This is a genomic window from Pedobacter gandavensis, from assembly GCF_032677645.1.
Classification (GTDB): domain Bacteria; phylum Bacteroidota; class Bacteroidia; order Sphingobacteriales; family Sphingobacteriaceae; genus Pedobacter; species Pedobacter gandavensis_A.
In genome coordinates this window covers 1-20,386 of the sequence record NZ_JAVTSB010000005.1, presented here as the reverse complement: position 1 = coordinate 20,386, position 20,386 = coordinate 1, and the positions used below count along the sequence as shown (strand labels likewise).

Annotated in this window: 16 protein-coding genes and 1 other RNA gene; 10 read left to right on the top strand and 7 right to left on the bottom strand. The window is 38.7% G+C overall.

The genetic code is table 11. The annotated features are described in order from the left end of the window. Nucleotides 1–256: 256 nt before the first annotated feature. The 4 genes from R2Q66_RS09515 to R2Q66_RS09500 all read left to right on the top strand — a co-directional run bounded on the left by R2Q66_RS09515 (nucleotide 257) and on the right by R2Q66_RS09500 (nucleotide 4,969). Nucleotides 257–1,198 (top strand): sulfite exporter TauE/SafE family protein, encoded by a 942-nt coding sequence (locus tag R2Q66_RS09515; RefSeq protein ID WP_316748226.1) that lies wholly within the window; start codon nucleotides 257–259, stop codon nucleotides 1,196–1,198. Nucleotides 1,199–1,368: 170 nt separating this feature from the next. Further along, nucleotides 1,369–2,763: a HAMP domain-containing sensor histidine kinase gene (locus R2Q66_RS09510; RefSeq protein ID WP_316748223.1), complete on the top strand. Its 1,395-nt coding sequence runs from the start codon at nucleotides 1,369–1,371 to the stop codon at nucleotides 2,761–2,763. Between the two features lie 323 nt (nucleotides 2,764–3,086). After that, the gene (locus R2Q66_RS09505) at nucleotides 3,087–3,863 is read left to right on the top strand and encodes a sensor histidine kinase (RefSeq protein WP_316748221.1); all 777 of its coding nucleotides are present in this window, start codon (nucleotides 3,087–3,089) and stop codon (nucleotides 3,861–3,863) included. A 2-nt stretch (nucleotides 3,864–3,865) separates the two neighbouring features. Beyond that, complete coding sequence (locus tag R2Q66_RS09500; protein ID WP_316748219.1) at nucleotides 3,866–4,969, top strand: histidine kinase; 1,104 nt, start codon at nucleotides 3,866–3,868, stop codon at nucleotides 4,967–4,969. A 128-nt stretch (nucleotides 4,970–5,097) separates the two neighbouring features. Here the strand turns inward: R2Q66_RS09500 and R2Q66_RS09495 are convergent, their stop codons facing one another. Together R2Q66_RS09495 and R2Q66_RS09490 are read right to left on the bottom strand one after the other, a co-directional pair. Then, on the bottom strand, nucleotides 5,098–5,733 hold the full coding sequence (locus tag R2Q66_RS09495) for a DsbA family oxidoreductase (protein ID WP_316748217.1): 636 nt from the start codon (nucleotides 5,731–5,733) through the stop codon (nucleotides 5,098–5,100). Between the two features lies 1 nt (nucleotide 5,734). Further along, nucleotides 5,735–6,772: an aldose epimerase family protein gene (locus R2Q66_RS09490; RefSeq protein ID WP_316748215.1), complete on the bottom strand. Its 1,038-nt coding sequence runs from the start codon at nucleotides 6,770–6,772 to the stop codon at nucleotides 5,735–5,737. 84 nt (nucleotides 6,773–6,856) lie between these two features. Between R2Q66_RS09490 and R2Q66_RS09485 the strand changes: the two genes are divergently transcribed. The 3 genes from R2Q66_RS09485 to R2Q66_RS09475 are packed head-to-tail and all read left to right on the top strand — an operon-like array spanning nucleotide 6,857 to nucleotide 9,262. Continuing rightward, nucleotides 6,857–8,008, top strand: a complete 1,152-nt coding sequence (locus tag R2Q66_RS09485) for a galactokinase (protein ID WP_316748213.1) — start codon at nucleotides 6,857–6,859, stop codon at nucleotides 8,006–8,008. 38 nt (nucleotides 8,009–8,046) lie between these two features. Then, the gene (locus tag R2Q66_RS09480; RefSeq protein WP_316748210.1) at nucleotides 8,047–8,577 is read left to right on the top strand and encodes an RNA methyltransferase; all 531 of its coding nucleotides are present in this window, start codon (nucleotides 8,047–8,049) and stop codon (nucleotides 8,575–8,577) included. Nucleotides 8,578–8,602: 25 nt separating this feature from the next. Further along, the gene (locus R2Q66_RS09475; RefSeq protein WP_316748208.1) at nucleotides 8,603–9,262 is read left to right on the top strand and encodes a YdeI/OmpD-associated family protein; all 660 of its coding nucleotides are present in this window, start codon (nucleotides 8,603–8,605) and stop codon (nucleotides 9,260–9,262) included. 75 nt (nucleotides 9,263–9,337) lie between these two features. Here R2Q66_RS09475 and R2Q66_RS09470 read toward each other — a convergent pair whose 3' ends face one another. Further along, nucleotides 9,338–10,804: a glutamate synthase subunit beta gene (locus tag R2Q66_RS09470; RefSeq protein WP_265843709.1), complete on the bottom strand. Its 1,467-nt coding sequence runs from the start codon at nucleotides 10,802–10,804 to the stop codon at nucleotides 9,338–9,340. Between the two features lie 82 nt (nucleotides 10,805–10,886). After that, nucleotides 10,887–15,392, bottom strand: a complete 4,506-nt coding sequence (gene gltB / locus R2Q66_RS09465; protein ID WP_316748203.1) for a glutamate synthase large subunit — start codon at nucleotides 15,390–15,392, stop codon at nucleotides 10,887–10,889. A gap of 376 nt (nucleotides 15,393–15,768) precedes the next feature. Between gltB and ffs the strand changes: the two genes are divergently transcribed. Together ffs and fsa are read left to right on the top strand one after the other, a co-directional pair. Next, nucleotides 15,769–15,868, top strand: an RNA gene (ffs, locus tag R2Q66_RS09460) — signal recognition particle sRNA small type. Nucleotides 15,869–15,968: 100 nt separating this feature from the next. After that, entirely contained in the window at nucleotides 15,969–16,628 is a 660-nt protein-coding gene (gene fsa, locus R2Q66_RS09455; RefSeq protein ID WP_316748201.1) for a fructose-6-phosphate aldolase, read from the top strand. A 33-nt stretch (nucleotides 16,629–16,661) separates the two neighbouring features. Here fsa and R2Q66_RS09450 read toward each other — a convergent pair whose 3' ends face one another. Then, nucleotides 16,662–17,156, bottom strand: coding sequence for an HAD family hydrolase (locus R2Q66_RS09450; protein WP_316748198.1), 495 nt, complete (start codon nucleotides 17,154–17,156; stop codon nucleotides 16,662–16,664). 113 nt (nucleotides 17,157–17,269) lie between these two features. Between R2Q66_RS09450 and R2Q66_RS09445 the strand changes: the two genes are divergently transcribed. Continuing rightward, nucleotides 17,270–18,103: an alpha/beta hydrolase gene (locus R2Q66_RS09445; protein ID WP_316748196.1), complete on the top strand. Its 834-nt coding sequence runs from the start codon at nucleotides 17,270–17,272 to the stop codon at nucleotides 18,101–18,103. A 178-nt stretch (nucleotides 18,104–18,281) separates the two neighbouring features. Here R2Q66_RS09445 and R2Q66_RS09440 read toward each other — a convergent pair whose 3' ends face one another. After that, the gene (locus R2Q66_RS09440) at nucleotides 18,282–18,713 is read right to left on the bottom strand and encodes a hypothetical protein (protein WP_316748194.1); all 432 of its coding nucleotides are present in this window, start codon (nucleotides 18,711–18,713) and stop codon (nucleotides 18,282–18,284) included. Nucleotides 18,714–19,110: 397 nt separating this feature from the next. Then, nucleotides 19,111–20,142: a helix-turn-helix domain-containing protein gene (locus R2Q66_RS09435; RefSeq protein WP_316748192.1), complete on the bottom strand. Its 1,032-nt coding sequence runs from the start codon at nucleotides 20,140–20,142 to the stop codon at nucleotides 19,111–19,113. Nucleotides 20,143–20,386: the final 244 nt, after the last annotated feature.

The following is a 20,386-nucleotide window of genomic DNA, read 5'->3' as shown; positions in this document are numbered from 1 at the left end:
TTTTTTATAATTTTTAGAATTGCCTCCCCCTTTTAATTCAATACGCAGAATACCTCTTCCCTATTTCGGATTGTTCGTCCTCATTTACAATTCTCATCCTGCTCTAGTTCCCCTATTATAATCCTCCTTTTCAGGAGCGATCTACTGAGTGCCAAAGTCAAAATATCAAAATCTTATCTAAATAATTTTGTAGAGTCAGAAAGTTACCTTACTATTACCTACTAAATCGATAGACTTTATTTAGCGCCGGATACTAATGAATTTACAAGATCAAGAAATTGCCCTTCCCCTTAAACAGGGTACTTCGCAGGAAAAAAAATGGAAGCGTATAGCCTACCTATGTCTTTTGATTTTAGCCGCCCTTTTTATTGGGTATGCAATCGCCTCGTACCTTAGTTATGAATCTGTTGTTGCTTATGGGAAAGAGATTTACTTTCAGATGGATGAGAAGTTCTTATGGATGTTAGCTGTTGGTTTCCTGGCACAAATGGTAGATGGAGCTTTGGGAATGGGCTATGGTGTTGTTTCTACTACGTTATTATTATCAGGAGGCATGAGCCCTGCTGTTATTTCCGGGAGCATTCATACTGCTGAAATGTTTTCCAGTGGGGCCTCTGGATTTAGTCACTACCGCTTCGGCAATGTAAATAAGAAACTCTTTAAAACCCTGCTCATTCCCGGCGTATTAGGCGCAATTGGAGGTGCACTTTTATTGGGTTATGCCGGAGAAGCTTTTTCAGGATATATCCGGCCAATCATTTCTGTTTATACTTTAATATTGGGAATAAAGATATTAACCAATGCATTTAAGGAAAAAGCAAAACCTCAAAAGGTAAAACGTGCAGGTTGGCTTGCAGGTGCCGGAGGATTTCTGGATTCTTTCGGTGGCGGTGGTTGGGGCCCTTTAGTGACCTCTACCCTAATCTCAAAAGGACGCACCCCGAAGTATGTGATTGGCTCTGTTAGCTTAACTGAATTCTTTGTCACAATGGCTAGTGCAGTCACTTTTTTCTTTATTCTTGGGGTAAGTCACTGGCAATCTATCATCGGATTACTGATTGGTGGTGTAGTTGCAGCGCCAATTGCAGCACGATTAGTAGGAAAGCTCCCAATTAAAAAGATGTTTATTGGAGTTGCGGTAATTGTCATACTTTCCAGTCTGAGAATAATATGGATGGCTATCGTTAAAGTCGTTTAAACCAACTCATTAAAAGAAATCGCGTTTAATCCTTATAATTTAACGTAATTTCTTTTAATCACAAACCAGATTATGTATAGCATAATCTGGAATAAAAGCATCATGAGTGCTTCATTTTCAAAAGATTAGCTATTTATGAAATAAAAGAATAGATTTGTTTTATTATCAAAATGGCAAATGCTCTCCATCTATTTCTTAGGTACTTCAAAAGACCTGCTCTGGACAAAATGATCATGGAGGATGAAGTTAGTTCTACTAACCTCGTCAGGTGTATCACTATTACCGGTTTATTTGTTCCAATCACATTAATTATTCACCTGTATTTTAGATATGGGAACTTTAAAGTCGATCCGGAAGAAACAACCTGGTTAAACGATCTTTTCTTTATAAACATGCTAATGGGCCCTGCATGTCTCTTTTTAAGCTTAACCGGAATATTGTTGAGATTTACAAGAAGAGAATATTCTTTCTTGAGTAAACTATTGCCTCACCTGGTTTTCTTTGTTTTTGCAATCTGTGGTGCCTTGTGTTCTATCTTCGGACAATCTTTAGACAATGCGATTATTACTTTTATGCTGGCCTGTGTGCTCAATGCGGCTACTATATTAATCAGACCGCTATACGCTGCCATTTACTTTTTATTGATTTATTGTTTTTTCTGTTATGGGGTAACCTTAACTCAGCCCAATCAAAATACCATATTATTCAACGTAATCGATGGACTTTGTGTGATAGCCGTCTCTTTTGTAATCTCCTGGGTGCTGTGGAATAATAATATGACCCGTTTTAAACAGGATCGGCTAATACAATCACAAAAGCAAATATTAGAGTATCAATATGAAAAACTGAGCATTGCTAATGAGGAACTAGAAGATACAAATGCGAGCAAAGATCAGTTTTTCTCCATATTGGCACATGATCTTCGTGGGCCACTTAATTCGGCACTTGCTTTAACCACATTCCTGGAAGAAGGTGCATTTGAAGATGATACTGAAGAGCGTAAAAAAACCTATAACCTTTTACAAAACAGCCTGAGTAATAGCGCCAAGTTATTAGAAAATGTGTTGTTATGGTCTACAAATCAGGCTGGAATTCTAAACTTTAAGCCCCGCACCCTTGATGTGTTTGAAACATTAAAGTCAAGCATAGACGTCTTAAAGATTGTTGCTGCTCAGAAAAATATTGAAATTATTAACAGGGTGCCGGGTAAAATCATGATCTCGGCTGATGTTGATATGATCCATACGGTTTTTAGAAACCTATTGTCAAATGCGATTAAATTTACACCCAATTTTGGCAGTGTGGAGATACACGCGGAAATACTGGACAATGCTGTACGGATTTCTGTAATTGATTATGGGGTTGGTATGAGCAGTAAAACACTCAGCAATCTGTTTCGTATTGAAAAGAAAATGCCCGGCAGAGGCACCAATAATGAGACAGGAACCGGTTTGGGATTAGTATTATGTAAAGATTTTATTGAGAAACACGAAGGAAGTATCATTGTGGAAAGTAAGGAGAATGAAGGTAGCAAATTTATTATAACTTTACCTGGCCGAACCTAACCCTTTAATTGATGACTCCTGCTTTTAAGCAACAGTATTCCCAAATCTTTGCTAATTACCGATGGCTAATACATGTTCTGTTTTGGACAGTTTTTATCACCTTTATTTACCTCATAACAAGTCGTAACGGATTTTTCAACAATCCGAAATTTCCAAACCCCTTTCCAATCTTGTCCCTTAGTATATTTTCTTTGGTGATTTTTTTACAATCGTATACTTTTCTATTTGTTGTGATTCCGTTACATAAAAAAGAAAAGAAATACCTCTTTTGGCTGAGTTTTTCAATGATGTTTGTGTGCTGGTTTTTGATCAATATATTGCTCATGAAGTTGTTGATCAGCACGATTCCCATCATGAGTACGAGACCGGAGTTCAACTGGAGTACCATGTTCGGCAACCGTATGCTGCTCTATCTATTCATGTCCTCTACATTCATCGCGTTTTATTATTTCATTGACATTTACGATAGGCAAAAAGAAATCCAGCGTCTTGAAGGATTCAAATCCGAGAAGATTGAGCTGGAAAGTCGTTTTTTAAAGTCTCAGGTTAACCCCCATTTCCTTTTCAATACGCTAAATAATATTTATGCGCTCAGTTTGAAAAAATCGGAAAGAACCCCTGTTGTTATTGAAAAACTGGAATCTTTACTTCATTACATGTTATACGAATGTAAGGAGGACCTGGTGGAGCTGGATGATGAATTCACATTCACCAACAGTTACATTGCACTGGAAAAGTTAAGGCATAACGAAGATCTGTGTACCATTACGACTACCATCAAAGGACCGACTACAGGTCGTAAGATTGCACCACTACTCCTGATTAACTTCCTTGAAAATGCATTTAAGCATGGTACTAAAACCAGCTTTGGAAAATCATGGATCAATATGGAAATTGAGGTTTTAAAAAAAGAACTTCATTTCAAATTGCAAAATAGCAAACCGGAATCAACTACTCATCAGGCATTTTCCGAATATCAGGGCGGTATAGGCTTAACGAACGTAAAAAGGCGGTTGGAGATTCTCTATCCAAAACGTCATAAATTAACAATACACAATGCTCCTGATCACTTTGAAATTTACCTAATCCTTAATTTTTAATCATGAGTAGTTTCGTACAACAAGAAATTAATGAACGTAATCGCTGGGTTTATTTTAATAAATATAGGTGGGTTGCCCATGCGGTTTACTGGATATGGGTACTGGTTGGCGCTACTATTATGCAGGCCAAAGGACCGATTACATTTTCATTAATTTATCATCATTTCTTTCTAACGAATTTAATGATCGCCACTTTTTTCTATCTCTATTGCTTATACTTTATCCCTTATTTTTTTAAAAGGAATAAAAATCTGCAATTCTGGGTGTTGGTCATCGTCGCCTATCTTGGAATATCGGCTATTGATGTTGTTTTTGGTAAGGCTGTTATCCACCTCACTGATCCAGTTGAAACAGATAAAGACCTTAGCTTCTCCCATATCTATTCCACTAAACTACTCAGTTATCTTTTAAATTTCTTATTCTTTTCTATCATGCTGTTTTTTATGGAGAAAAATGAAGAAAACAATATCCTTTTGGAATTAGAAAAGGAAAAGCGGGAAATTGAACAAGTAAAACTTGATCTGCTAAAAAACAACATTAATCCAGATTTTTTAATGAGGTGTTTACATCAGTTAAAGGAATCTGCTAAAATACCGGAAGAAACGACACCTGAAGCCATTCTCACCTTTTCAGATTTATTGAGATATCGGCTATACAGAGGCCGGCAGTTGTACAGTCCGCTTAAAGAAGAACTTGCTGCACTTCAGTCTTTTGTGCATTTCATTAGTTTGGATCATCTGCATCATCAGCTCCACATTAAATTAGCTATTCAAGGAGAAGATAATCTTAAATACATTGCACCCCTTTCTATCGTTAATCTTTTAGAGCCTTTTTGTAAAACAATCAACCTTCAAACTGTTTCACTGGACATTATTGTATTGATTGAATCAGATGAACTTCATCTGGAAATGGAATACGGAACGGGTTTAACACCTCCGCTTTTAGCAGATCTCGAAGAATACCAAAGTAATTATAGTCAACTTTATGGAGATGCGATAAAACTAAATTATGAAGATGGAGAAACTAAAGATATTTTTCTTGTGCATTTAACACTACCATTGCTTGAACAGCAGGTGTTCGCGCAGCAGGTACTGCAAAATGCCTGATAAATGGCCTACAAAATAGTCCGCCTATATGATAACCTTAAAAGCCTTGCAGAATTAGTTTCCTGCAAGGCTTTTAAGGTTATTAACTCCAGCAAATATCCTCCTTCGGGAAGATCAGCTGACCAGAATTAGCGGGATTCCCAGGCTTGATTTAAAGCGCCTAGAAATGTTTCCGGTGGTTGTGCGCCTGAAACGGCCAGTTTATCATTGAATACGAAGAACGGAACACCGCGAACACCAATTGTTTCTGCAGTCTTCTCATCGTATCTTACTTCGTCAGTAAAACGATCACTGTTTAGCATTTCCTTGATCTCTAAGGCATCTAAACCAATAGAAACTCCAATTTCCTGCAATGCTTCCTGATCATCGATGTTCTTACCGTCCGTAAAATGCGCTTTAAACATGGCTTCCTCTATCTCGTCGCCAAGACCTTTTGTTTTTGCCAGTTGAATTAACCGGTGTGCATCAAAAGAATTTGCCACAATTGCCTGATCAAAATTGAAGGTAAGCCCTACTGCAGCAGCTGCATCAGCAACATTTTTATGCGTTTCTGCAGCCCATTCTTTTGACTTCCCATAACGTTCAGCCAGGTATTCTTCAGAAGTTTTATCGAGTACTGTCGCCGCATTCGGATCCAGCTCGAAGCTATGCCATTCCACTTCTATTTCTCCCTTGTGTTCAAAATCTGCCAATGCAGTTTCAAACTTTCTCTTTCCTATGTAGCAAAACGGACATCTTACGTCCGACCAGATATCGACTTTCATATTAATTATGTTCTATTTTATAAACTGTAGTTTGTGTGTAGGTTTCTCCGGGTCTCAAAATTGTAGTCGGAAAAGAAGGGATATTGATTCCATTTGGATGGTGTTGCGTTTCCACACAGAAAGCTTCGTAAGGATGGTAAGTTGCTCCACCTTTACCTCCTTGTACTGATAAGTATTTTGCGGTATATAGATGTGCGCAAGGTTCTGTAGTATAGACCGATAACTTTAAGCCGCTTTTCTCTTCAGAAGTTTCAGAAGCTAAAGTAAATTCACCATAAGGTTTATCCAAAACATAGGTTTGATCATAGCCCTCTTCCGGATCCCAGTCATGACCAAAGGTTTTTCCGCCAAGGAAGTCGTGATTCGTGCCCTCTACAGGGATTAACTTGCCGGTTACGACATAGTTATCATCCTGCTCCAGGTAATTGCTTGCAGGCATCCTATGGAAGTGTTGATCAATCAGCCCCAGATCCGGAGAAAGATTGAAATAACTATGATGTGTTAAATTAATGGCAGTTGCTTCATCTGTGATTGCCTTATAATCTAATCTCAATTCGTTGTCATCTGTAAGCTTAAAAGTCAGTTGAATGGTCAGGTTACCTGGAAAATTCTCTTCTCCGGCAGGACTAATATATTGTAGAGTCAGACTGGGATCAATGGTTGGTAAAATGGTCCATACTTTTCTGTCAAAACCGATATCTCCACCATGAAGACAATCGCCTCCTTTGGCTTGCGAAAGCTGATGAACCGTTCCGTCTATCGTGAATCTTCCGTTTTTAATACGGTTGGCATAACGCCCGATTACCGCCCCCAGGTAAGGATAATTGGCCAGGTAATCTTCAGTGATATATCCTTCAAAATCATCAAAACCAAGCACGATATCCTGCTTTTCACCCTGTTTATTGGTCACTATGAACTTATTGATGATTGCACCATAGTTGTATATTTTTACATAAGTACCTTGCGTATTTGTTAACTCAATTCCAAAGACTTCTTTATCGTCAATAAATTTCCCGGTCTTGATTAGCTTTGTTTCCATAAATTGTATATTAGGGCGGTTGTTATTTATAACAATACTATCAATACTTTACTTAAAACAAAAACATTAATTTAAAAAATTACAATGAAAGCGGAATTGACCGAAAAATTCTCAGCGCTATATGGACAAGAACCAAAGGCGAACTACTTTACCCCTGGACGCGTGAATCTGATTGGCGAGCATATTGATTATAACGGTGGATTAGTGATGCCATGTGCGATTACACTAGGAACCTGGTTGAGTATTGCCCCTAACAATGACCAGGTGATTCGCTTTAAAAGCCTCAATTTCCCTGAAGAACAAGAGATTCCGTTACAAGACGCTTACACTAAAACCGGTTCTGAATGGTACAATTATCCATTGGGTGTATTCCACGAAATTCTTAAAAAACATAAAATCCCTACTGGCCTTGACCTGTTATTTTACGGTAATATTCCTATCGGATCCGGACTGTCTTCTTCCGCTTCTATAGAAGTAGCGATGGCTTATGCATTGAATGATTTCTTCGGTTTAGGCTATGAGAAAATCGAAATTCCATTGCTGGCACAGAAAGTAGAAAACGAATTTATTGGTGTTAATTGCGGCATAATGGACCAATTTGCCGTTGCATTTGGAGAAGAACATAAAGCTTTAGTGCTGAATTGTGACTCTTTAAAATACAAATCAGTAGATTGTAACCTTGGAAATTACCGTTTGGCAATCATCAATACGAATAAACCAAGGAAACTTGCGGAATCGAAATACAATGAAAGAGTTGCCGAATGTCAAACCGCGTTGGCAGACCTTAACAAAGAAATTAAACTGAATAATTTATGTGAATTGAATGCAGAGAAATTTGCTTTACATAGCCAATTGATCAGCGATGAAATCGTATTAAAACGAGCTACACATGTGATCAGGGAAAACGACCGCGTGAACCTTGCCGCAAAAGCATTAAATGAGGGAAATTTGCAAGAATTTGGTCGTTTAATGTATGCTTCGCATCAGTCATTAAAAGATTTTTATGAGGTTACCGGTGAAGAATTAGATACTGTTGTTGAGTTTTGCAGTGATTACGAACACGTAATTGGCGCAAGAATGACCGGTGCTGGTTTTGGTGGATGTGCCATCGCTTTGCTTAAAAAAGGTCAGGAAGATGATTTCGCAAAACAGTTAACCGACTTTTATGTAGCACGCATTGGATATCCGGCTTCTATATATATCAGTGAAATTGGCAATGGTGCTTCGGCAATTTAATCTTATTTTTGCCGCATAGAATAGAATAATAGTCCTTAATGAAGAAATTAAAAACAGACGAGCTAAACCGCGTAGGTGTAGAAGAGTTTAAAGAACAGGAAAAATTACCGGTTATTGTAGTGTTGGATAATGTGCGAAGTATGCATAATATCGGCTCTGTATTTAGAACAGCAGATGGTTTTGCAATAGAGAAATTATACCTCTGCGGCATTACGGCTCAACCCCCACACCGTGAAATAGAAAAGACAGCATTAGGTGCTACACAGTCTGTAGCCTGGGAACATTTTGAAACCACTCTGGATGCGGTGGCTAGTTTACGTCAGGATGGATATGAAATCATTGCCATCGAGCAGGCTTCTGGAAGCACCATGTTGAACACTTTTCAGCCGGATACTCAGAAAAAATATGCCTTGATCTTTGGAAACGAAGTCAATGGTGTGAGTGATGAGGTAATGACACAAATTGACGAATGCATAGAAATCCCCCAATTTGGAACTAAGCATTCTTTCAATATTGTAATCTCCGCCGGTATTGTACTCTGGGATTTCTTTGCCAAATTAAGATTGTAAATAACGTTTTTAAGCACGCTCTTTTATGGAAAACAAATTACTTAAAAAACTACATATAAAACCCGGATATAAAGTTCTGATTGAGAATGCACCGGAGAATTTAGTAGAAATATTGGGTGATTTTGATGCAATTCAGCTTAGCTTTAATCGGGAAAAGGAGTTCGATGCAGTCCTGTTGTTTGTGACTAATGGCTATGAACTAGAAGAACATCTGGATGAATTACATAAAAAGCTGCAACAAAATACATTATTCTGGATTGCTTATCCTAAAAAAAGCTCAGGGATCTCCACTGATTTAAACATGATGGGGCCTTGGAACGAGCTGAAGAATTATCAATTGACACCATGTGCCTCTGCATCCATTTCTGAAATTTGGACTGGCATCCGTTTGAAACCGATTGCATTGGTAAAAGCATCAGCGATTAGAAATGAGAACATTCAAAAGAATGATTTCTCTAACTATATTGATGTGCTGAATAAGCAGGTGAAAATGCCTGAAGATCTTGAATTCGCCATAAAACAATATCCCAAAGCGCTGGAATATTTCTTGTCGCTGGCTTACTCTCATAAAAAAGAATATGTATTGTGGATATTGACGGCAAAACAAGATAAAACGAGGATTAGCAGAATAGAGAAAACAATCGAAATGTTACTCGCCGGGAAGAAAAATCCCAATGCTAAATAAGCTTATTTTATTGAGAATCACTAAAAAGGAAAAGGCCCGGCAAATTTGCCGGGCCTTTTCCTTTTATGCTTTCCTTTATGCGTAAGGAATACCGTCTTTTGAAGCGAGTCTACTGTGCCCCATCAAGTATTCGTCTACCTTACGGGCAGCCTCCCTACCTTCAGAAATAGCCCAAACAACCAACGATTGTCCACGACGCATATCCCCTGCTGCAAAGATTTTTGCAATATTGGTTTGATACTTACCTTCTTCGGCTTTCACATTACCTCTGTTGTCCAGCTCTACCCCTAATTTTTCAATTAAGCCTTCTTTCTGCGGATGCAGGAAACCCATCGCCAATAAAACCAGCTGACAAGGTAAATCTCTTTCCGTACCTGGTTTCTCTTTGAAATTCAAAGGTCTGCCTGTAGGATCAATCTCCCATTCTACATCTACCACTTTTAAAGCTTTAAGGTTGCCGTTTTCATCTTTGATAAACTCCTTGGTGTTTACACCCCATGCTCTTTCGCAACCCTCTTCATGTGAAGAAGTCACTTTAAGTAACATCGGGAATGTTGGCCATGGCATATTAGAAGTACGCTGAGACGAAGGCATTGGCATAATTTCAAACTGCATCACGGATTTAGCTCCCTGACGGTTAGAAGTTCCGATACAATCAGAACCTGTATCACCACCACCAATCACGATCACATCTTTACCTGTAGCCAGAATCGCCTCTTCTTCAAAACTAATATTCTTAACACGCTTGTTTTGTTGCTTTAAGAAATCCATTGCATAATGTACTCCTTTTGCCTCTCGGCCAGTGATATTCAAATCTCTTGGGATGGTAGATCCACCTGCCAAAACGATACTTTGGAACTCTCTTAGTAAAGTATTCAACTCTACATTTACCCCAACATTGGAGTTGCACTTGAAAACAATACCTTCTTTTTCCATCAGATTGATACGTCTGGTTACGATATCTTTCTGAAGTTTAAAATCAGGAATACCATAATTCAACAAACCACCTGGTGCATCATCGCGTTCGTAAACCACCACTTCATGACCGGCTCTGTTCAGTTGTGCTGCTGCCGCAAGTCCGGCAGGACCTGAGCCAATAACTGCAACCTTCTTGCCAGTACGGATCAATGGCTCTTCCGCTTTGATGTATCCTTTATTGAAAGCAATCTCAATAATATGTTTCTCAATCTCTTCAATTGATACCGGCGATTTGTTAATCCCAAGCACACATGCAGACTCGCATGGCGCTGGACAAATCCTTCCGGTGAACTCAGGAAAGTTATTGGTGCTCAATAATATAGTTGAAGCTAACTGCCAATCTCCTTTATATACCGCGTCATTAAATTCCGGAATCACATTGCCCAGCGGGCAACCCGACTGGCAAAATGGAACGCCGCAATCCATACACCTCGCGGCTTCACGGTTTACCTGCTCTAGTTCAAAATTCTCTACAAATTCGTTATAATGCTTTAAACGTTCTTTAGCATCTTCTTTTATAGGAGCAGTTCTCTCATACTCTAAAAATCCGGTTACTTTTCCCATAGTTAAGCTATATTTAGTTTAGTGGTTCTCGTCATTTTGTGTTTCAATTTAAGTGGTGGCTTTTGTTTTGTGCTGGAAATACTTAAACACTTACTGCAGCTCTTTTCATCATTACTGCTTTGTATTCTTTAGGGAATACCTTGATAAAGTGTGCAGATTGAGTCGCCCAATCACTTAAGATAAACTTAGCTAAACTACTATCTGTAAGCTGAATGTGTTTTTTCAACAACACATTGATGCGTAGCTCATCCTGTTCATCCAATGGATCAAGGTCTACCATTTCCTTATTACATTTATTGGTAAATTCTTGTTTCACATCATAGATCCAGGCAACACCACCGCTCATACCAGCAGCGAAATTGCTACCTGTATCACCGATTACCAATACTTCACCACCAGTCATATATTCACAACCATGATCACCTAAACCTTCTACTACAGCTGTAGCACCAGAGTTTCTTACGGCAAACCTTTCGCCGGCCTGACCTCTTACAAATAGCTCACCGGAAGTTGCGCCATATAAGGCTACGTTACCGATGATGATATTTTGTTCAGGGACATAGCTGATCGTGCTAAAAGGATAGATTGATAATCTGGCACCAGAAAGACCTTTACCTACGTAATCATTTGCTTCACCTTCCAGTTGTAACGAAATCCCTTTTGCTCCGAAGGCACCGAAACTTTGTCCGGCAGAACCTTTGAATTTAAAGTTGATCGTATCTGCAGGTAAGCCTTGTGATTTATAAATTTTAGAAACCTCATTTGAAAGCATCGTACCTAAAGCACGATTGGTGTTTTTCACCTCAAACTCTCTGTAAATCGGCTCTTTATTTAACAATGCAGGAGCAGCAGCTTTGATCAGTTGATGATCTAAGATATCCGTTAATCCATGATCTTGTGTTTCTGTCTGGAATAAACTTAAACCATTGTCTGGTGCTTTATACAAGATTGCAGAAAGATCCAGATCCTTTAATTTCCAGTCCTCTGGATCAATAGCACGTACGCTTAATGCATCTGCCTGACCAACCATTTCTTCTACTGTTCTGAAACCAAGTTCTGCCATTGTTTCTCTCAACTCTTCCGCTAAGAAGTGGAACAAGTTAACTACGTGATCTGCTTCACCGGTAAACAACTTTCTCAGGTTAGGATCTTGAGTAGCCACACCAACCGGACAAGTATTCAAATGACACTTTCTCATCATGATACAACCAGCAGTTACCAAAGCAGCTGTTGCTACACCCCATTCTTCAGCACCTAGAAGGGCTGCGATGGCGATGTCTCTACCAGTTTTCAATTGACCATCCGTTTGTAATACCACCCTGCTGCGCAAGCGGTTTTTTACCAGCGTCTGGTGTGCTTCTGCTAAACCTAATTCCCATGGCAATCCAGCATGCTGAATAGAAGTCAAAGGAGAAGCGCCAGTACCACCGTCAAATCCTGAAACCAGGATCACATCAGCATGTGCTTTCGCAACACCGGCAGCAATCGTACCTACACCAGCTTTAGAAACCAGTTTCACATTGATTCTAGCCTCACGGTTTGCATTTTTTAAGTCAAAGATCAGCTGTGCTAAATCTTCAATAGAATAAATATCATGGTGTGGAGGCGGCGAGATCAGACCAACACCAGGTGTGGCATGACGAACTTTTGCAATCCATTCGTCTACTTTATCACCAGGTAATTGTCCACCTTCACCAGGTTTTGCACCTTGTGCCATTTTAATTTGCAACTCATCAGCGTTACTCAAATAATAACTCGTTACGCCGAAACGTGCAGAGGCAATCTGTTTAATCGCAGAGCGCATAGAATCCCCGTTAGGTAAAGTCTCGTAGCGAGATTCATCTTCACCACCTTCTCCGGTATTACTTTTTCCGCCGATGCGGTTCATTGCAATAGCTAAAGTAGAGTGTGCTTCATGTGAGATCGAACCGAAAGACATGGCGCCCGTTGCAAAACGTTTGAAAATCTTTTCAATTGGTTCTACCTCCGACAAAGGCACAGAAGGACGGTTATAATTAAATTCGAATAAGCCACGGATGGTAAACGCCTGATGCGCCTGGTCATTTACGAGCTTAGAATATTGTTTGTATACGTTGTAATCATTCTTTCTGGTCGCATTTTGTAACAAGTGAATCGTTTGAGGATTGAACAAATGTTGCTCACCTTTACGTTTCCATTTGTAATTACCACCTGTAGGTAAGATCATATCCGGACGGGTAGCCGAACCGAAAATCCGGTTGTGTTTGATCAAAGTTTCTCTGGCAATCTCATCCAATCCTAAACCACCGATTCTGGAAACCGCACCGGTAAAGTAATTGTCGACCACCTGTTTGTTCAAACCAAGAATCTCAAAGATCTGTGCACCATGATAAGATTGTAATGTAGAAATCCCCATTTTAGAGAAAATCTTCAACAATCCGTTATTTACAGCATATATATAGTTCTGTATAAGTTTCGCAGGTTTAACCTCCAATTCTGTTTCAAAACCAGTAATCGTTTCTTCTGCTAAGTAAGGATTTACCGCCGTTGCACCGAAGCCGATTAAACAAGCAAAATGGTGAACTTCCCATACATCGCCAGCCTCAACTACCAATCCAACATCACCTCTATAACCCTTGCGGATCAAATGGTGGTGAACTGTAGAAACGGCGAGTAAAGAAGGAATTGCAGCATGTTCAGAGTCTAAAGCACGATCCGACAGGATAATTACCTGGAAACCATCTTCCACAGCATCCACGGCATAGCGACATAATCTGTCTAATGCTTTTGCCATCGCGCCAGGTTTACCTGTAGCTCTGAAATAAGTTTGTAAAGTTTTAGACTGGAATACACCGGTATCTATACTTCTAAGTTTTTCTAACTCTAAATTCGTTAATATCGGATGTTTGATACCCACACAGTGACACTGCAAGGCATTTTCTTCCAGGATATTTCCGTTGTTCCCCATGAATCCCGCAAGACTCATCACCACTTTTTCCCTGATCGGGTCGATTGGCGGATTGGTTACCTGGGCGAATAACTGTTTGAAATAAGAAGAAAGGTGCTGTGGTTTTTGAGATAAAATAGCCAAAGGAATATCAGTCCCCATAGAACCGATTGGTTCTTTAGCATCCTTAGCCATAGGTTTCAGGATTAAATCGATGTCCTCGCGGCTATATCCAAACACCTGTTGGTATTTAAAAATAGACTCCTGAGAAAGACCGCTAAACACCACTCTTGGGTCAGAGAGCTCTTCTAATCTGATTTGATACTGATTTAACCAGTCAGCATATGGTCTGCGACTACACACCTGATGTTTAATCTCCGTATCAGAAATGATCCTACCTTGCTCCATATCTACCACAAACATCTTTCCAGGGGTCAACCTACCCTTTTCAATAATTTTGCTTTGATCTAAGGCCAATGCACCAGCTTCGGACGCCATAATCACATGGTCATCTTCCGTAATGGCATATCTTTGCGGACGTAATCCGTTTCTATCCAACGTTGCTCCAATCAGGTTACCATCTGTAAAGGAAACGGCCGCTGGTCCGTCCCAAGGCTCCATTAAAGTAGCATGGAACTTATAAAACGCTTGTTTTAGCTCGTCCATATCATCATTACCGTCCCATGCTTCAGGAATTAACATCATCAAAACATGTGGCAGAGAACGACCTGCATGAACTAAAAGCTCTACTATATTATCTAAACAACCTGAATCGGAATTGGATTCATCAATTACAGGAAGTAAAATATTCAATTCTTCAGGTGTAAAGTGCGAAGAAGCCAAAGACTTCACGCTTGCTCTAAACCAGTTCAGGTTACCCTGAAGGGTATTAATTTCTCCATTATGGGCGATATACCTAAAAGGTTGCGCTAATTTCCAGGAAGGGAATGTATTGGTTGCAAAACGGCTATGAATCAGGCCAAAAGCGGAAACAACGCGCTTATCACTCAGTTCAGTAAAATAAGATCTTACTTGCAATGAAGTCAGCTGTCCCTTATATACTATAGTTCTGGAAGAAAAAGAGGCGATATAAAACTCCCCGTTAATCCCCTTTACCGTATTGTTAATCGTCTTGGATAGATAGTTCTTGAAAACGTAAAGTTTACGTTCAAAGTCTGCACCAGCAGCGATTGCATAAGGACGGGCGATAAATACCTGTTCCATCTCTGGTTCTACAGACAGGGCCATGTCTCCAATGCCATCTGTATTGGTTAATACTTTTCTAAAGCCCAGAACTTCTAGTCCCAGCTTCTCTCCTGCACGATAAATGATTTCTCTACACTCTTCTCTCGCCTTAACGTCTTTCGGTAAAAACAACATCCCTACCCCATAGTCCCCGGATTCATTCAGGCTGAATCCTATTTTAAGACATTCGTCATATAGAAATTCGTGAGGGATCTGTATCATGATACCTGCACCATCTCCGGTGTTAATTTCAGCGCCGCAAGCTCCGCGGTGATCAAGATTTTCAAGAATGGTTATGGCGTCGGAAATGATTTGTTGCGATTTTCTCCCCTTGATATGAGCAACGAAACCAATGCCACATGCGTCATGTTCAAAACGCTGGTCGTATAACCCTTGCTGATCTTGTGTTTGTTCCATAAGTTTAATTTATTGTTGGTTGGTATAGTGTGATTCGAACACTAAGTTACGGAAATAAATCAAGTAATTGTAATATCGGCAGCGTTTTTAAGAAAAATGCAGTACATTTCAAAAATAAAGTCTTTATATTACTATATTGATACTTGCAATCGATGTAAAATACAATATTGGCAATGAAGAGCCCCCTATATAACAGACTTAGCTTTAAATGAAGCATTCTAAAGCCTCTACTCCTTTCGACCTCTTAAAAAAAGTTTAAAATTATTTTCATCTTCAAGCGCTTTAATTTCAATGAATTAACTAAAAACCGCTCTAAAGATTGAAATAAAAGCACTTTATACTTTGGTAGATTCAAATCTTTTCCTACTTTTGTGACGGGCAAGTATTACACGATCAGCTCCTTTTGAACTCCCCCAGGGCGGGAACGAAGCAAGGGTAGAAAGTTGTAGCGATGCGATGTAAAGTGCTTGCCCATTTTTATTTTTTCTAGATTGATATGCTTCTAATGCATCCTCTTCTTTCTAAAGACCAACACGAGTTAAATAAAACCATATATTTTCTTAAACTATATATCTTATGAAATTTTTCATAGACACAGCTAATCTTGACCAAATCAGAGAAGCTCAAGACCTTGGTGTTCTAGACGGCGTAACTACCAACCCTAGCTTAATGGCTAAAGAAGGTATCACTGGCGAACAAAATGTAATTAACCACTACAAAGCGATTTGTGACATCGTTGACGCGAATGTAAGTGCAGAAGTAATTTCGACTGATTATGAGACCATGATCAAAGAAGGTGAAGCATTAGCTAAACTAGATCCGAAAATCGTTGTTAAAATCCCTATGATCAAAGATGGTATCAAAGCCATTAAATACCTTTCATCTAAAGGAATCAGAACAAACTGTACTTTAATCTTCTCTGCCGGACAAGCTTTAATCGCTGCTAAAGCAGGTGCATCATATGTATCTCCATTCTTAGGTCGTTTAGACGACATTTCTACAGATGGTTTTCAATTGATCGAAGACATCAGATTGATTTTTGATAACTACCAATACGAAACTGAAATTCTTGCAGCTTCAGTAAGAGGTCCAATGCACATTGTTAACTGCGCTAAATTAGGTGCTGACGTGATGACTGGCCCACTTTCTGCAATCCTTGCATTAATGAAACACCCATTAACCGACAGCGGTCTTGCTCAGTTCTTAGCTGATCATGCTAAAGCTGCTGGTAAATAGGCATCTCATCATCTTATAGAAAAGTCCTGTTGATTAATTCGACAGGACTTTTTTTATGCTTTCATAAGTAATTTGTTCGTCAGGCTCGATCAGGATACCCTTCACTCCTGCTCCATTCGCGGCTTCTACGTCTCTTGGTTTATCACCAATCATCACAGATAAGGAAGGATCAATATTGTAAGTCGCAATCGCCTCTAACAGCATTCCAGATAAAGGTTTTCTGCAATTACATGGCTCAGATACCGTTGGGTGATGTGGACAATAGTACGCATGCGTGATTTTAGCGCCTTGTGCTTCAAATTTTTCTCCTAAGATACGGTGCATCTCTGCTAGTGTTTCTTCGGTATAACGTTTCAAAGCAATTCCACCCTGATTGGTAATGATAATTAGCAGATAACCTTCGTCATATAACTTCTTTAATGGTGGAATCTGGTATTCCAGGACTTCAAAATCGGCTACCCTACAGATATAATCATGGATTTCATGATTTAACACGCCATCGCGATCCAGAAATATTGCTTTATTCATTTGATTGTTCTTTTTTGTGCAAAGATATTGTTTATTCTCCCTTCATGTCGTTTTTGTTAAACATAATCACGATATATGATGTTATTAACCGTTGAACCTTTAAAATTTATATTATGCCCTATATCAAAAGAAATCCCGAGAACAGTAAATCTGTTAATATATTCTACGAAGATCTTGGTTCAGGAAAACCTGTAATTTTAATTCATGGCTGGCCGGTATCACACGAAATGTGGGAATATCAGGTCGCATCTATTGTATATAGTGGGTATCGTTGCATTGCTTACGACAGACGTGGTTTTGGCCAGTCGGATAAGCCCTGGAGCGGATACGACTACGACACCCTTGCTTCTGATTTAAATGAATTGATTCTTGCCTTAGATTTATCTGAAGTAACCCTGGTTGGTTTTTCTATGGGTGGCGGAGAAGTGGTCCGTTATTTAGGTAAATATGGCAGCTCTAAAGTAGAAAAAGCGGTATTGATTAGCTCTGTAGTCCCATTAATGTTGAAAACAGAAGATCATGAAGAAGGCGTGCCAAAAGAAGTTTTCGAAGAAATGATTGCCAATATCCAACAAGATCGTCCGGCATTTTTAACTGGTTTTGGAAAGGGATTTTTCGGCGAAGGTCTGTTGAATAAACCTGTAAGTCAGGAAATTCAGAACTGGATGCATCAGCTAGCTATGGCAGCTAGTCCGAAGGCTACTGTAGATTGCGTAAGATCTTTCTCAGAGACTGATTTTAGAACTGACCTAAGCACAATCAGCATTCCTATGTTGATTATCCATGGGGATGATGATAAGATTGTGCCTATCGAAGCAACCAGTGCAATTACAACCATGACGCTGGCTAACGCTGATTATTATGTAATAGAAGGCGGATCACATGGGTTATTTATTACACATAAAGATGAAGTAAACCAGTTGCTGGTTAATTTTCTAAAAAGATAGCCCAATTGCAGTGTAATTTGCTGTTTCTATAAAGTTACCACACAATCAAAACAAAACCGCCCGTTAGTCAAATGACTAACGGGCGGTTTTGTTTTAAACTAAAAAACTACGGGTTCCGCTGGTTATTTATACAACTCCAGCCTTTGGGGAAAGCAGTCTCTTATAGTACTCGATAAATTTAATTGATCAACTTAGCCGCTTTAGCCGCAATATATTTTGCGATATATGTTTTTACCTCCGCTTTTTTTACGCTATCATCAATAAAATTATCAAGAGATATCAAACCATTATCTTCAATACCAATAAATCTGGCTCTCTCTTCTGTTCTCGTAGCGCCCCAATTTGTAAGATTCAAGATCAGCCTATTCTTTATGGTTTCGGTTTTCAATTGACTAACATCACCGCCAACACTGCTAAAATAGATCTGGGCTGAAGAATTTGCATTTAAGTGCTTTAAGTTAACCTCATCCAATTGGCCACTCATTAAACCAAATGTATGTTTTAGTGCATAGCGTAATCCTTCCATACTAGTTTGTTCCCTGTTATCCACAGGAACCTCCGCCTGATAAACAACATCAAATTTTGAACCTAGTTTTATCCTTGATAGCACGTTATAGGTCTTAAATCTAATGCAATTCTACAACATAATTTAAATTTTGCATCAACTTTATTAAGCAAAAACTAAGACTATTATTCAATACGCTTTTACTTTTTAGACACAAAAAAAGAAAGCTATAACTGTAGCGCTAGATTGAACAACGTTTGCATTCAATCCATACTTGAAAAACGTAAAAATGAGGGTAATCAGACGTTTTCAGGAGCACTATACTTTTCAGATCAGATGGGTCGACCGTCTTAATTCTTTAATATCATGGAGAGAAAATACAACCATGCGGTATTGCCAATTGCAAATACCCAGAAATTGAAAGCCAATATCCTGACAGGATATTCGACTTATAGAAGTTTTGGTTTATAAAATAGATAGTTTGATAGCTATAATGTCGAACTCATTTTGAATATGATTTCTGATATTCTGCTGGCGTTAGGCCAGTTACTTTTTTAAATGCAGTGAAGAAGGTCGATTTTGAACTAAAACCACTATCATAGCCCAAACTTTCGATAGTATAGTTTTTTTCAGTTTCTAATAGCTTCTTTGCTTTTCCAACTCTATATGTGCTAATTAGATTTGAGAAAGAGATACCAAGTATTTCATTTAGATACTGAGATAATACATGTTTTGTTACTTTCAGTTCTTTTGCGGCTTCTTCAAGTGTGAAATTCGGATTGAGAAATAGTTCTTTTTCAATGATTATGGCTAGTCTTTGACCAATGAGATCCAGCGTTTTTTGGTCAATCTCTTTATTTTTATACTTCTCCTTTTCTTGAAAGAAAGTGATTCCATTGCTATTTCTGAAAATTAAAAGTAACAAATTTACATATAAAATAAATGTAAAGGACAGCGCACCGGCTATATAGGAGGTGTAAGCAGAAGTCGTATAGGCCAACCAAATCAAGGTAACGCCTAAAAAGATACTCAATACCCATACATCTATTTTACGCAAACTTTCTTTGTCTTTAATTTTTCGAATAACCGGCTGGAGGCTTTTGAAGGACAAAATAATGTAAACAAACCATTGGACAGATATTGCCTTTATAATCCATGTACTCCAGATTGCACGATGTTCAACATAAGGATAAAAGAAACCTAAAGTTGTGATTATTGCCAAATAAGGGAGCACATGTTTGGTCCAATTTGGTTTTTCGTCTTCTGCATATGTTTTGAGGTATAAAAAAAGAAACGGCCCAATCAGAACGCAGGCAGAAAGTCCAATTTGAATAAAAATATTGGATAAGTGGGGATTGAAATAGAAGAATACTGATTTAATAATTCTGATGCTTAAAACTAGCAGTAACAAGGACAAAAAGTAGTTTGAGAAAACTTTCTTTTTAGCACTTAGGGCAAAATAAATGGACAGTAAGAGTCCATTAAAAGCACCCAGGGCACTAAAAAAGAAAAGAAACTGACTTGATTCTGTCATTATTTGATTGAATTGTTGTTTAAGTATTCATCATCAATGCAAAACTCCTGATGAGCTAATTTTACAAAGAATAATTATTGTTGAAGATAGTTATTTTTCACAATACTAATAGGTCGCGTTTGGGATAGTTCTTTGCTTGTATGATAAGTGATCACCTGAGATTAAGCGGAATTCAGGGGGAAGAATAACGTTCTTTTGTTTCTCAAATGACTCACCGAATAGCTCAGTTTTCCAGGAGAATTAC